Origin of the sequence: Vreelandella malpeensis (assembly GCF_020622355.1) — a bacterium.
Classification (GTDB): Bacteria; Pseudomonadota; Gammaproteobacteria; order Pseudomonadales; family Halomonadaceae; genus Vreelandella; species Vreelandella malpeensis.
In genome coordinates, this window is the sequence record NZ_WHVL01000001.1 from 436,621 (window position 1) to 450,180 (window position 13,560).

Annotated in this window: 12 protein-coding genes; 8 read left to right on the plus strand and 4 right to left on the minus strand. The window is 63.0% G+C overall.

Annotated elements, in window-relative coordinates; all coding sequences use genetic code 11:
- Positions 1 to 144: 144 nt before the first annotated feature.
- The 6 genes from GEV37_RS01970 to GEV37_RS01995 all read left to right on the plus strand — a co-directional run bounded on the left by GEV37_RS01970 (position 145) and on the right by GEV37_RS01995 (position 6,136).
- The gene (locus tag GEV37_RS01970) at positions 145 to 363 is read left to right on the plus strand and encodes a DUF1656 domain-containing protein (protein WP_227388490.1); all 219 of its coding nucleotides are present in this window, start codon (positions 145 to 147) and stop codon (positions 361 to 363) included.
- The gene (locus GEV37_RS01975; RefSeq protein WP_227388491.1) at positions 363 to 1,235 is read left to right on the plus strand and encodes an efflux RND transporter periplasmic adaptor subunit; all 873 of its coding nucleotides are present in this window, start codon (positions 363 to 365) and stop codon (positions 1,233 to 1,235) included. Before GEV37_RS01970 ends, GEV37_RS01975 begins: the two co-directional genes overlap by 1 nt.
- Before the next feature lie 4 nt (positions 1,236 to 1,239).
- Complete coding sequence (locus GEV37_RS01980) at positions 1,240 to 3,315, plus strand: FUSC family protein (RefSeq protein WP_227388492.1); 2,076 nt, start codon at positions 1,240 to 1,242, stop codon at positions 3,313 to 3,315.
- A 138-nt stretch (positions 3,316 to 3,453) separates the two neighbouring features.
- On the plus strand, positions 3,454 to 4,470 hold the full coding sequence (gene msrP, locus GEV37_RS01985) for a protein-methionine-sulfoxide reductase catalytic subunit MsrP (protein ID WP_227388493.1): 1,017 nt from the start codon (positions 3,454 to 3,456) through the stop codon (positions 4,468 to 4,470).
- Between the two features lie 46 nt (positions 4,471 to 4,516).
- Complete coding sequence (gene msrQ, locus GEV37_RS01990) at positions 4,517 to 5,140, plus strand: protein-methionine-sulfoxide reductase heme-binding subunit MsrQ (protein WP_227388494.1); 624 nt, start codon at positions 4,517 to 4,519, stop codon at positions 5,138 to 5,140.
- Between the two features lie 63 nt (positions 5,141 to 5,203).
- On the plus strand, positions 5,204 to 6,136 hold the full coding sequence (locus GEV37_RS01995) for a LysR family transcriptional regulator (RefSeq protein ID WP_227388495.1): 933 nt from the start codon (positions 5,204 to 5,206) through the stop codon (positions 6,134 to 6,136).
- A 3-nt stretch (positions 6,137 to 6,139) separates the two neighbouring features.
- Here GEV37_RS01995 and GEV37_RS02000 read toward each other — a convergent pair whose 3' ends face one another.
- From GEV37_RS02000 to GEV37_RS02015, 4 genes are all read right to left on the minus strand, one after another.
- A complete protein-coding gene (locus GEV37_RS02000) occupies positions 6,140 to 7,555 on the minus strand; it encodes a YfcC family protein (protein WP_227388496.1) in 1,416 nt (471 codons plus the stop codon).
- 56 nt (positions 7,556 to 7,611) lie between these two features.
- A complete protein-coding gene (locus GEV37_RS02005; RefSeq protein WP_227388497.1) occupies positions 7,612 to 8,793 on the minus strand; it encodes a M24 family metallopeptidase in 1,182 nt (393 codons plus the stop codon).
- 159 nt (positions 8,794 to 8,952) lie between these two features.
- Positions 8,953 to 10,458 carry a glycerol kinase GlpK gene (gene glpK / locus GEV37_RS02010; RefSeq protein ID WP_227388498.1) on the minus strand — a complete coding sequence of 502 codons (1,506 nt, stop codon included), beginning with the start codon at positions 10,456 to 10,458 and terminating at the stop codon, positions 8,953 to 8,955.
- Positions 10,459 to 10,516: 58 nt separating this feature from the next.
- Positions 10,517 to 11,239: an MIP/aquaporin family protein gene (locus tag GEV37_RS02015; RefSeq protein ID WP_227388499.1), complete on the minus strand. Its 723-nt coding sequence runs from the start codon at positions 11,237 to 11,239 to the stop codon at positions 10,517 to 10,519.
- Positions 11,240 to 11,656: 417 nt separating this feature from the next.
- Between GEV37_RS02015 and GEV37_RS02020 the strand changes: the two genes are divergently transcribed.
- Entirely contained in the window at positions 11,657 to 12,094 is a 438-nt protein-coding gene (locus GEV37_RS02020) for a DUF2231 domain-containing protein (RefSeq protein ID WP_227388500.1), read from the plus strand.
- Positions 12,091 to 13,461 (plus strand): PQQ-dependent sugar dehydrogenase, encoded by a 1,371-nt coding sequence (locus tag GEV37_RS02025; protein ID WP_227388501.1) that lies wholly within the window; start codon positions 12,091 to 12,093, stop codon positions 13,459 to 13,461. Before GEV37_RS02020 ends, GEV37_RS02025 begins: the two co-directional genes overlap by 4 nt.
- The last annotated feature ends 99 nt before the right edge of the window (positions 13,462 to 13,560 follow it).

Sequence of the window (13,560 nt, forward strand, 5' to 3'; positions counted from 1 at the left end):
AAATTCGAGCGGCTATGCTGCCTGCCTCGCTCAGCATAGCCGCAAACCCGCCGGCGCAGCGACGCTTGGCGCGCGGCAAGCGGACACCACCGAGATAACCGACTACCATGACTACTCATCGCCCTTCACTCACGCAAGGTTGTCATGGGTCTTCAGGAAATCGCCATCGGCGGCATCTTCATCAGTCCGCTGCTACTTTATGCCCTGCTGGGTTTCATCGCGACGCTTTTACTGCGCACGCTCCTGCACTTTCTAGCGCCCACCCGCCCGCTCTGGTTCGAGGCGTGGTTCGACGTTTCGCTGTTCGTGATCGCGACCGCGCTGATCACCTTCGTCTTCACCGTCTTGCTCGAGAATCCCTGATGCGACCTTCCCTGCGTATTCTGCTGACCCTGGTGGTGGTGGCGCTGGCCATCGCCGCGGGCACCTGGCTCTGGCGCTACTACCTCTACACGCCCTGGACCCGCGATGGCCGCGTGCATGCCGACGTGATCACCATCGCTCCGGACGTCGCGGGCTGGGTGCGCGAGCTCTCGGTCGCCGATGCCGACCACGTCGACGAAGGCGACCCGCTGTTTCAGATCGACGCCGCCCGCTACCAGGCGGCAGTGAACCAGGCCCAGGCGGAAGTCACCCATCGCCAGGCGACGCTCGAGCTGAGCCGCGCCGAGGCCAACCGACGCAACCAGCTGGGCAACAGCCGGGCGATCAGCCAGGAGAACCAGCAGATCGCCCAGATCGACGCCCAGGTGGCGGCGGCGGATCTCGAGCAGGCCCAGGCCGCGCTGGAGGCCGCCCAGCTCGATCTCGAGCGTGCCAACGCCACCGCTCCCGCCAGCGGCCACATCCTCAACGTCCAGTTCACCGCTGGCAACTACGTCAACCGCGGTACTCCGGTCATGGCGCTGATCCGCGACGACTCCTACTACGTGGTGGGCTACTTCGAGGAGACCAAGATGGCCGACATCCGCGTCGGCGACCCGGCGGATGTGACGCTGATGCAGGCCAATACGCCGCTTGCAGGCCGCGTGGCGGGGATCGGCCGCGGTATCGCCGATGCCAACACCGCGCTCAACGCCCAGCTTCTGCCCCAGGTGGCGCCCACCTTCAACTGGGTGCGCCTGGCCCAGCGCATCCCGGTGCGCATCGCGCTCGACGAGGTACCGGACCAGACGCTCTTGAGCGTGGGCATGACCGCCACCGTGCGCATCCGCCCCGCCGATACCGCCGAGTAGCCCGATGCCGCCGCTGCTCAAAACCTACCTGATGCCCGACGTCTCGGCAGTGCAGTTCGCCATCAAGACTACCGTGGCGATGATGCTGGCGCTCTACATCGCTTTCTACTTCGATCTCGAGCGGCCCTACTGGGCGCTGATCTCGGCGGCCTTTCTCCAGGTGCGGCCGATGAGCGGCATGGTGATCGAGAAAGGCATCTGCCAGCTCGGCGGCACCTTCGTCGGCGCCGTGGCCGGGGTCGCGATCATGGCACTGTTCGCCCAGGCGCGGGTGCCTGCGCTGATGACGTTGACGCTATGGATCGCGCTTTGCACCTACGTGGGCTCGCTCTGGCGCAACAACTATACCTACGGCTGCCTGATGGCGGCGGTGACCGCGATGCTGATCGTGGTGATCTCGAGCGGCAGCACCCCGGCGGGCATCTTCGACGTGGCGGTAGCACGGCTCACCGAACTCGGTCTCGGCGCGATCTGCGCCACCCTGGTCAGCTCGCTGTTGTGGCCCTCACGGGTAGGCGGGCACCTGGCCCGGCAGGCGGACACGGTGATCAACCGCGCCTTCAGCCACGCCGCGCTGCGCCTGGAGGCGAGCGACGACATTCCCGCCATGCAGGTGGCGCTGCGCGAAAGCCTGGGGGCGCTCACGGTGGTCGAGACCGACAGCCAGGCGGCGCGTTTCGAGGGCCCGGAAGGCCCGGGGCGCATTCGTGCCTCCCACGTGCTCACCCGCCGCTCGCTGCGCTTTCTGGCGAGCCTGCATGCGCTGCATCAGCTCCTTCACGACCACGCCGAGCGCCTCGACCCCGAGAGCCTCGCCATTGCTCGCGAGATGGCCGCCCGCTTTCGCGACGCCGAGCAGGTCACGGGCGTACCTGAGGCGCGGCGCCACCTGCAGGCGCTGCGCGCCTCACTTCACGAGCGCGACGCGGAAAGTGACGCGCTTTCGCCACTGGACCGGCGCCTGCGCCTGGGGCTGCGCGAGGTGCTCGGCCATGCCCTGGTGATGCTCGACGCCAGGGAAGCGATCGCCGCCCCGGGCACCTACCGGCTGCGCGCCGGGCCGCTAGCCTGGCACCGCGACCACCTGGCCGCCGGCATCAACGCGCTGCGCTCGGCGCTGGTGTTCGCGGCCCTTGCGCTGTTCTGGATCGTCACCGCCTGGCAGAGCGCCATGGTGGCGATGATGCTGGGCACGCTGTTCTCGGCGTTCTTCGCCAGTCGCGACAACCCGGTAGCGGTGACGTTGATGTTCTACAAGGGGATGCTGGCAGCGATTCCCAGCGCCTTTGTGTTCGGCCACGTGCTGCTCTCTCAGGTCCACGATTTCGCGCTGCTGGCGGTGGTGTTCGGCACGCCCCTGTTTCTGGGGCTGCTCGGAGCCTCGAACCCGGCCACCATGGGGTATTGCCTGGCCTTCACCATCTTCAACATTCTGCTCACCATGCCCGGCAACGACATGGATTTCTCGTTCGACAGCTTCGCCAACCGCGTGGTGGCCGTGTTGATCGGCCTGACCACGGTGGTCACGGCGTTTCGCCTGTTGCCGGGGCTCGGCACGAAGCTGCGCCGACGGCGCCTGATTCACGCCATCTCCCGCGATATTCACCACCTGCGCCGGCGCTCGATCAACCAGAGCGAAGCCCGTTTCAGCGGCCACATGGCGGACCGGCTCCTGCAGCTCGCCCAGCACGACGATCAGTTGGCCGAGCAGCAGCGCCACCTGTTCATTCTGGGGCTGACCGGGCTCGACGTGGGCAGCGCCATCCTGCGCCTGCGCCACCAGCTCGACGCCAACCCTCACCCGGAAGTCCAGCGCGCCCATCAGGCGCTGGCCCGGGCGCTGGCCCAGGCCTTCGAGCAAAGCGCCCGCGGCCACGCGCCGCACGGGGTGATCGAGGCTGGCAACCGCCTAGACGAGATGCTGCAGGCACACGATCGTCTACCGCCAAGGCGCCGTGAGCTGCTGCAGGGCCTGGTCGAGCGGCTGTCACTGTCGCTCGACCGACTGGCGGAGACCATGGCGACGAGGCCTACCGCGACTGCCAGCGATGCGGCGCCGGCCGTCGCCTCGAGCCGGTAGCGGGCGAACTTTTCGACGGCTCGTCCATCGAAGCTCAAAGCGATACCAGAAGCGCCGTGACGCCGCTGAGAGCCCGCCCATCAAAACGAAGAACGCGCCTTCGGCATGTCGCTGGGGCCGCCGTCAGGGAGAGAGACCATGCTGATCAAGATCGCCAAACCCAGCGACCTGCGTGAATCCGACGTGACCCCGGAATCCATCTACTTGAGCCGCCGCCGCTTTCTAGGCGGCGTAGCCGGCGTTGGCGCCGGGCTTGCGCTCTCCGGACGCGTCAAGGCGAGCGAAGACTACAGCGATGTACCCAGCGGCGACGCCCCGGCCTGGCTCGATGACAAGATCAGCCAGACCCGGTGGCGCGCCGTGACCCCGGCGGACCCGAACAAGGACGCGCTGGCGCCTTTCGACGATGCCAGCGGCTACAACAACTTCTACGAGTTCGGCACCGGCAAGAGCGACCCGGCCAAGCGCGCGGGCAGCCTGCAAACCGAGCCCTGGAGCGTGGTGGTCGACGGCGAGGTGAACAACGGCGGGCGATTTACGCTTGAGGACTTCGCCAGCCCCTCGCAGTTCGAGGAGCGCATCTACCGGCTGCGCTGCGTCGAGGCCTGGTCGATGGTGATTCCTTGGCTCGGCATTTCGCTAAGTGAGGTCATTCGCCGCGCCGACCCGACCAGCAAGGCCAAGTACGTGCGCTTCGAGACCCTGGTCGACCCGGAGCAGATGCCCGGGCAGCGCTCGTCGTTCGCGTTGATCGACTGGCCCTACGTCGAAGGCCTGCGCCTGGACGAGGCGATGCATCCTCTGACGATTCTGGCACTCGGCATGTACGGGCGCGAGCTGCCCAACCAGAACGGCGCGCCGCTACGCCTGGTGGTGCCCTGGAAGTACGGCTTCAAGAGCATCAAGTCGATCGTGCGTATCTCGCTGGTCGAGGAGCAGCCGGTCAACTCCTGGCAGCTGCTCGCACCCAACGAGTACGGCTTCTACGCCAACGTGAACCCAGAAGTGGACCACCCGCGCTGGAGCCAGGCGACGGAGCGGCGCCTGCCCAACAGCCTCTTCAGCCCGAACAACATCGACACGCGCATGTTCAACGGCTACGCCGACGAGGTCGCCGAGCTTTACGCCGGCATGGATCTCAGCGTCCACTATTGACCGCATCAAAGACTCTCAAACGCACCGACGATCCAGGCAGGTCACCATGGCAAAGCAGGAAATCAAGTGGCGGCTGTGGCGCGTGGCGGTCTTTCTGGCCGCCCTCGCCCCGCTCGTCTACTGGAGTTTTCAGGTCTACCAGAATGCGGCAGGCCCGGAGCCTGGGCGCTACCTGCTCCTGAATATCGGCATCGGCGGACTGTGGCTGATGCTGTTGACGCTGTCACTCACGCCGCTTTCCAAGCTTACCCGCTGGAAGGGTTTCGCGCTGATCCGCCGCCAGCTCGGGCTCTGGACGCTGGCCTACGCGGTACTTCATCTGTGCTGCTACGCGCTGTTCATTTTGGGGCTTGACTGGGCGCTTCTGGGCGCCGAGATCGTCAAGCGGCCCTACATCATCGTCGGCATGCTCGCGCTGCTCGGTCTGATCCTGCTCGGCGCCACCTCCAATCGCGCCGCCATGCGAAAGCTCGGCAAGCGCTGGAAGAGCCTGCACAAGCTCGCCTACCCGATTCTCGCGCTGATTCTCCTGCACTTTTTCTGGGTAGTGCGGGCGGATATGGCCGAGTGGGCCGGCTACGCTGCGGTGGGGGCACTGCTGCTTGCGCTTCGCCTGCCGCCCATCGCCCGGACGCTGCCTCGACTTCGATATCGTGTCGTCACCCGGTGAGCCGGGTAAGATGCACTCACACGCGCGCCGCAGTGGCGTCATCGAGAGCGAGACGAAAACGCGATGGAACTCAGACATCTTCGGTACTTTATCGTGGTCGCCGAACAGCTCCACTTCGGGCGAGCGGCGAAGCTCCTCAACATCTCCCAGCCGCCCTTGAGCAATCAGATCAAGAATCTCGAAGAGGAAATGCAGGTTCAACTACTGGTGCGCAACAACAAGGAAGTGAGGTTGACGCCAGCGGGGCGTCACTTTCTCAAAGCAGCGAAGAAGTGCATCGCCGACCTGGACAAGGAGATCGCACTCACCCAGCGTATCGCTCAAGGCAAGGAAGGTACGCTGTCGATCGGCTTCAGCGGCACATTGTCGTTTCACCTGATCCCGACTCTCGTCAAGGAGTTCAAGCGACACCATCCCGGCGTCGACATACACCTGCAGCAGCTCACTACCCAGGATCAGCTTGTCGGCTTGATCCATGAGTCCCTCGACGTCGGGTTTCTCGTATCGCCGGTCGCGGACCCGCGAATAGCCCTTCTCGACATCTTCGAGGAGCGCTTCGTCGCCTGCCTGCCCAAGCATCATCGCCTGGCACGGCAGACCTCCCTCATCGACGCTGCCGAGCTGCGTGACGAGCACTGGGTATTGACGCCCCGAAGCGCCGGGCACGGCTATTACGATGCGGTGATCGCGCTGTGCGATGCCAGTGGTTTCACTCCCCATGTCGTTCAAACCGCCCAAGAGCAGCAAACCCTGGTGGCCCTCGTGGCGGCGGACATGGGGGTGACGGTGCTGCCTTATTCTGCTCAAGCGATCAAGAACGATCACGTGGTCTACAAGGAGATCGACGCCGATATCCGAAAGGTCAGTGCCATGGCGTGGAACCCCGACCACCTGACGGATACGGCGCGCCATTTCATTCGCTATATCGAAACCGGCCTGAACGAAGGCACGATCGAGCAGCCGACCGAGCCTTATCGTTCGCACCTGGGGGGATAGGGGTCAAAATGGCCCCAGGTCGATCATGACCGCGACACTCAGCGCCACTGCGCCGATCGCGATCCAGATGCACAAAAGCGGCATCACGAACTTGAGCCACTTGATCCAGGGAACGCCACCAATGGCGATACTGGCCATCAAGATGCCCGAGGTCGGCGTGATGATATTGGTGAAGCCGTCGCCGAAGTTGTAGGCCAAGACCGCTACCTGACGGGTCAGACCGATGGTGTCCGCCAACGGCGCCATCACCGGAACCACGATCGCGGCCTGGCCGCTGGCGGAGCTGATGATGATGTTGAAGCCCAGATTGAACACGTACATGCCCAAGGCCGCGAGGATACGGGGCATGGGCTCCAGCAGGACCGCGATCGAGTTGACGATGGTATCCAGTACGTAAGCATCCTCGAGCACCACCACGATCGCTCGCGCCAGGCCCACGATCAACGCCGCGTAGAGCATGCTCTGAGCGCCCTTGACGAACAGGTGAACGTAGTGGTTCGCCGAGATCCGCTCGATCAGCGCCGTGCCCAGGCTGATGACCAGAAAGAGCCCCGCCATCTCGTTGAGCCCCCACCCCAGCTTGAACACGCCGACCAGATACCCGGCCATGCAGAGGGTGAAATAGCCCAGAACGATCTTGTGCCGGCGGGTGAAGACCTCGGGAATGCTCGTGTTGGCGTCGACGTCTGTCGGGAAAGGTGTCGAACCCAGCACCGAGCGCCCTTGATCCTTCGAGATCCTCGAGATGTAACGGCACAAGTACAAGATCGTGGAGATCAGGATCGCCACGTACACGATCGAGCGAAACCATAGCCCGCTGAAGATGGGAAGTCCCGCAATCTCCTGGCCGAAACCGGTGGTGATCGGATCGAGCCCGCCGATGGTATAGCCGGCATAGGCGCCGAGATAGATGATTGCCACCCCCGCTACCGCATCGAGCTTGAACGCCCGGGCGATGATGATGCCGATGGGAATGAACGCAATCACCGCGGTCTGGAGCGCACCGATGAACCCGGCGATCGAAAACACGGTGGAGACCGCCACGATCAAGGCATACTTCTTGCTCCGGGTTCGCTTGATCAGCTGCATGATGCCCGCCTGGATGGCACCGGTATGGTCCAGTACCGCGAACGCGCCACCGATGGTCAGCACCAGGAAGATGATACCTGCCGAGCCGATCAACCCGGACTGTATGGACATAAAGAAATCGTACAGCGTGGTCGGGTTGGCCGGCACCGACGAATAGCTGTCCGGTATGACCATTGCCACCCCGCTATCGCTGGTACGCTCGAAACTCCCCGCCGGCACGAACCAGGTCGCCACGGCGGCGATGATCAGCATCGCGAAGAGCAGAACGTAGGAATCCGGCAGGCTTTTCTTCTTGTCGACGGTGGGTGTATCAGGTTCTGTTCTTTTCATTCTTACCTTCCCGTTTTTTTATTGAAAGGGGCAGGTGTCGACTGCCCCATGGACGGTCATCCGATGATCAGCGACTCGAAATCACGCGGGAAGTACGTGATCATTTCCATCCCGCTGTCGGTGATCACGATGGTATCGGAGTGGCGAAAGGCGCCGAGCCCCTCGACGTAGAGCCCCGGCTCCACCGAGAAGACCATGCCGGCTTCCAGTACGGTGTGATCCCCCAAATCGAAGAACGGTGCCTCATGGTTCAAGAGCCCCAGGTTATGGCCCGTATGGTGCTTTACGTATTGGGTCAGATTCTGGTCCTTGAAATAACGCTGGACCTCCTCTTCGACCCGAGAGGCGGGAATGCCGGGCTTTATCGTGCCAAATGCGATGTCCTGGGCTTGGACCATGTGGTTGAAGAACGTCTCCTGGGTGGAAGAGGCGTGGTCGATGAACATGGTGCGCTCGAGCTCGCTCTTGTAGCCCCACACGTCGCAGGCGGCCTGGGACACCACGTTGAATCCCGACTTGAACTGAGCATTCTGATTCTGGGAGTGGGGAAATGCCGAGTGCGGGCCGATCTGGCCCCGGTAGAACGCATGGGCGGGAGAGCCGTAGGGACGATAACCGGCGCCCAACGTGGCGAACATCGCTTGCGCGGCCTCCTGGGTGGCCCGGCCTTCCGCCTGCATTTCCCGCCCCCCGGCCTGGGTGTACTTCACCAGCAGGCTATGAGCCAGGTTTCCCCAGCGCGCCGACTCCTTGATCAGCTCGATCTCACGGTAGGACTTGATATAGCGCTGCCTTTCTACAAGACCCTTGATCGACACCTTGTTGGCAAACGGGACAAGCGACGTCACCGCAGGCCCGGCATAGCCTTTCGCCGAGCTGTAGCCATCCGCATCGACGCCTACGCTCAGTGTGGTGAACCCCTTAACCTGGAGTACGTCCTTCAAGTACTCCATGGGGTGGGTCATACCGGGGTATTCCGGATAGTCGTGGGTCTGGCTGATCACCGCGTACGCTTGCGCGTGCTCGACCTCCATGCGCGGAACGAACAGGCTGAACGCGCCCTGGGCATCGACGATCAGTGCGATCGGCCGCTCCGATGGGCGGAAATTGAAACCGGTGAGGTAGAAGATATCGGTGACGCTGAACATAAGCGCCGCATCGCATCCGTGGGCCGAGAGGGTTTCCACGAACCGCTGCTGGCGCTGTTCGATTTCCGAGGCGGGGATCGACAAGATCATGGTTTTGCTCCTTATGCAGTAACGCTTAAGAAGCTATCAGCGCCTTCGAGAGACGGTAAAATACTATGTGGATGTTGTTTGATATCTTGAAAGTATCGTCGAATGCCCATGAAAAGCCCCAGGCCGAAACCTGGGGCGCTTCAGGGTGTCATCGCTGAACTAGGAGTCGACGTGAAACGCCATCGTGGCGTTGACCGCCTTCTTCCAGCCGGCGTAGAGCGCGTCGCGCTTGTCTTCTTTCATCTCCGGGGTGAAGCGCTTCTCCAGCGCCCACTGCTCGGTGATCTCCTCACGGGATTTCCAGAAGCCCACCGCCAGGCCGGCCAGATACGCAGCGCCCAGGGCGGTGGTCTCGTTGACCTCGCAGCGCAGCACGTCCACGCCGAGGATATCCGCCTGGAACTGGGCGAGAAAGTCGTTGCTGATCGCGCCGCCGTCGGCACGAAGCTCCGTCAGGGCGATGTCGGCGTCCGCCTGCATCGCCTTGAGCACGTCGGTGCTCTGGTAGGCGAGCGACTCCACCGCCGCGCGGATGAAGTGCTCCTTCTGCGTGCCGCGGGAAAGTCCGAAGGTGGCGCCGCGCACGTTGGAGTTCCAGTAGGGTGCGCCGAGCCCGGTGAAGGCCGGCACCATGTAAACGCCGTCGTTGTCCTTGGCGCGCACCGCGTAAGCTTCGGAGTCAGAGGCCTTGCCGAGCATGCGCATGCCGTCGCGTAGCCACTGGATCACCGAGCCTGCCACGAACACGCTGCCTTCCAGCGCGTACTCGAGGGTGCCGTCCACTTCCCAGGCAACGGTGGTCAAAAGGCCGTTTTTCGACGGCGTGGCGGTCGTGCCGGTGTTCATCAGAGTGAAGCAGCCGGTGCCGTAAGTGTTCTTGGCCATGCCCGGCGTGAAGCAGGCCTGGCCGAACAGCGCAGCGTTCTGGTCGCCGGCGATGCCGGCGATCGGCACCTCTTCGCCGAGCAGGTACTTGGGCAGGATATGGCCCACCACTTCGCTCGAGGATTTCACCTCGGGCAGCATCGACTCGGGCACTCCGAACAGCTCGAGAAGCTCGGGGTCCCACTTTCGCTCGCGGATATTGAACAGCATGGTACGCGAGGCGTTGCTGACGTCGGTGGCATGCACCTTGCCGCCGGTCAGGTTCCAGATCAGCCAACTGTCGATGGTGCCGAACAGCAGCTCACCCTTCTCGGCCTTCTCCTTGACGCCCGCCACGTTATCGAAGATCCACTTGAGCTTGGTGGCGGAGAAGTAGGCGTCGATCACCAGGCCCGTCTTTTCGCGAATCATTTCCGCATGGCCCGCCTCGCGCAGCGCGTCGCAGATCTCGGCGGAGTGACGCGACTGCCAGACGATGGCGTTGTGTACCGGCTGGCCAGTGTTCTTGTCCCACACTACAGTGGTTTCGCGCTGATTGGTGATGCCGATGGAGGCGATCTCGGCGGCGTCGATGCCGCTTTGATTGATCACCTCGGTCAGGGTGGTCAGCACGCTGGTCATGATTTCGCGCGGGCAGTGCTCGACCCAACCGGGCCGGGTGAAGATCTGTTCGAACTCGTGCTGCGCCATGCTGGCGACCCGACCTTCGTGATCGAACAGCATCGCCCGCGAGCTGGTGGTGCCCTGGTCGATGGCGAGAACGTATTTTTTCTGGCTCATGAGCGGCCTCTCAAGCGTTGGCGTAATGAAAGATGTCAAATGAACGAGTGATTAAAGACTAGTAGACGTGAGCGGCGAGCCCGGCAAGCACAGCGCCGATCACCGGCCCGGCAATGGGCACCCAGGAATAGGCCCAGTTGCTCCCACCCTTGTGCTTGATGGGCAAAAGCGCATGGGCGATGCGCGGACCCAGATCCCGCGCCGGGTTGATCGCATAGCCCGTCGGCCCGCCGAGCGAGGCGCCGATCGAGACCACCAGAAGCGCCACCGCCAGCGGCCCGAGCCCGGAAGGCGTGTTGCCGAACATGATAATGACAAAGATCAGCACGAAGGTACCGATGATTTCGGTCACCAGGTTCCAGCCATAGGCGGGAATCGCCGGGCCGGTGGAGAAGGTGGCGAGCACGGCCCCGGCGTCGTCGGTGGCGTCGTAGTGCTTCTTGTAGGCCAGATAGCACACCAGCGCACCGATGAAGGCACCGATGAACTCCGCGCTCAAGTAGGCAAGCGTCGTGGCCGCAGTGATCGGAATGTTCGGCGCGTACTCGCTGGCCGGGCTAACGAGCAGCGCCAGCGTCACCGCCGGATTGATATGGGCGCCAGTGTCGTAGGCCACGTAGACCGCGCAGAACACCGCAAGTCCCCAACCGAAGAAGATGACGATACCGTCGCTCCCCTTGCCGTTGGTGCCGTTCAACAGCACGTTCGCCACTACTCCGCAGCCCAGCAGTGTCAGTACGGCCGTACCCGCTATCTCGTGCAGAAAAATCGTTGCAAGCATTGTTACCCAACTATGTCAGATGCCGATTCGTCCGCTGGCCCAAGCACTGGCCCGGCCGCGGCCACATTTTCCATTTCGAAAATCTCATTTTCTTTTTCGGCATCCTATCGGCGCAATTGAAAAAAACAATATAAAAATCCGACCACCCGCCTAAATTAATCTTATGTGATTGATTAAAGTGGCATAAAAACCCATATAGACATTAGTTCAAGAAATCGTTTCACTTCTTAAACAGATACTTATGCACTCTCATAAAAGCAATAAAGTGTCAAATAACGAACACGCGTTTTTTAGCGCTGCTCGTTCGCGATGTCTTCAGGCTCTCCTATACTCACGTCGATGGCTTTGGTCTTTGCCGCGCTCAGGCATAGAACGCGACCGTGACCGTGCCGGTCCACCGATCAAGGAGAAAGCCCCATGCTGGCGTCCCCCCACTCGATTTACCGAAGCGATATCCACCCGCTTCACGCCGTCCTTCTGGCCGGCATGCTGCCGCTCTATCTCGGCGCGGCGCTTTGCGACTACACCTATTCGGTGAGCTATCACATCCAGTGGAGCACCTTCGCCTCCTGGCTGATCGCAGGCGCCTTAGTGTTCAACGGCCTGGCGATCCTGGCCGCCGTGGTCGGCCTGTTTCGCGCCGGTCGCCGCTCGCCGCTGGCACTGGCCTATCTGGTGCTTCTGGTGGTGACCTGGGTACTGGGCTTCATCAACGCCTTGATACACGCCCGTGACGCCTGGGCGATGATGCCGACGGGGCTGGTGCTCTCGGTGGTCATCGTCGTCCTGACCCTGGCGGCGCTGTTTCTGGGTTTTGCAAGAAAACGTGTCGACACCGAAGGAGTGACCTCATGAGCCATTCGCGCATCACGCCCTTGCCTGCGCTCTGTGCGCTCCTGATCGCCACCGGTGCCGGGGCCGTCGAGCGGCCCTACGGCCCTGACCCCACGCTGCCGGAACCCCAGCGGGGGCTGCTGCCGGACATGACGGTTCCAGAGCCCGCCGAATGGGGTGATCAGCTTCCCACCGTGCCCGAGGGCTACACGATCTCTGCCATCGGTACCGACCTGAAAGTGCCCCGCCAGACCCTGGTGCTGCCAAACGGCGATATCCTGGTGGCGGAAGGCAGCGGTGGAAACGCCGCCAAGCTCAAGCCCAAGGATGTCATCGCCGGCTACATCAAGGATCAGGGCAATACCTCCGTGGAAAGCGGTGACCGTTTGACGCTTTTACGCCCCAACAATGATGGCACTTACCAGCAATCCATCTTCGCCGAGAACCTGAACGCCCCCTACGGCCTTGCGCTGATCGACGATGGCCTGTACGTCGCCAGCCAGGATGCGCTGGTGCGTTTCGACTACGAAGAGGGCCAGACCGAAGCCAGCGGCGCGCCGGAGGAAGTGACGGCGCTCCCCGCCGAGATCAACCACCACTGGACCAAGGCGATGACCGCCAGCGCCGATGGCCAGTACCTGTACGTCGGCATCGGCTCGAACAGCAATATCACCGAGCGCGGCATGGAAGCCGAGATCGACCGCGCCGAGGTGTGGGAGATCGACGTCGAGACCGGCGCCCACCGCCCCTACGCCACCGGGCTTAGAAACCCCACGGCGCTGGCCATCCAGCCCGGCACCGACCAGCTCTGGGCGGTGGTCAACGAGCGCGACGAGCTGGGTCCGGACCTGGTGCCGGACTACCTCACCACGGTTCAGGAAGGCGGCTTCTACGGCTGGCCCTACAGCTACTGGGGCCAGCACATCGACCCGCGCGTAAGGCCCCAGAACCCGGAGAAGGTCGAATCTGCCATCGCACCGGACTACAGCCTCGGCTCCCACGTGGCGCCGCTGGGCGTGGCGTTCTCCAATGACGCGGTGGGCGAGGCCTACGCCGACGGCGTGTTCGTCGGCGAGCATGGCAGCTGGAACCGCGCCGACCCGGTGGGCTACAAGGTGGTGTTCATTCCCTTCGAGAATGGCGCCCCCGCCGGCGACCCGGTCGATTTCGCCAGCGGTTTCTTGACCGATGAAGGCAACGCCCGCGGCCGCCCGGTGGGCGTTACCGTCGCCCCGGATGGCGCGGTGATCGTCGCCGATGATCTCACCAACGTGGTGTGGCGCATCGCGCCAGATACGCCAGCCGTCAACGCCTCAAACGATGCGCCTGACGACGAGTCGTCTTCAGAGGCGACCGAGGAGTCTGACACGCAGGAGACCGAGCAGTAGTTGCCGCCAGCGCATTGCGATAAAACGGGAGATCATCGAAAAATTGAAAAGGGGCGCTGACCGGCAGGTCAGCGCCCCTTTTCTCTTTGCATCCTCTCT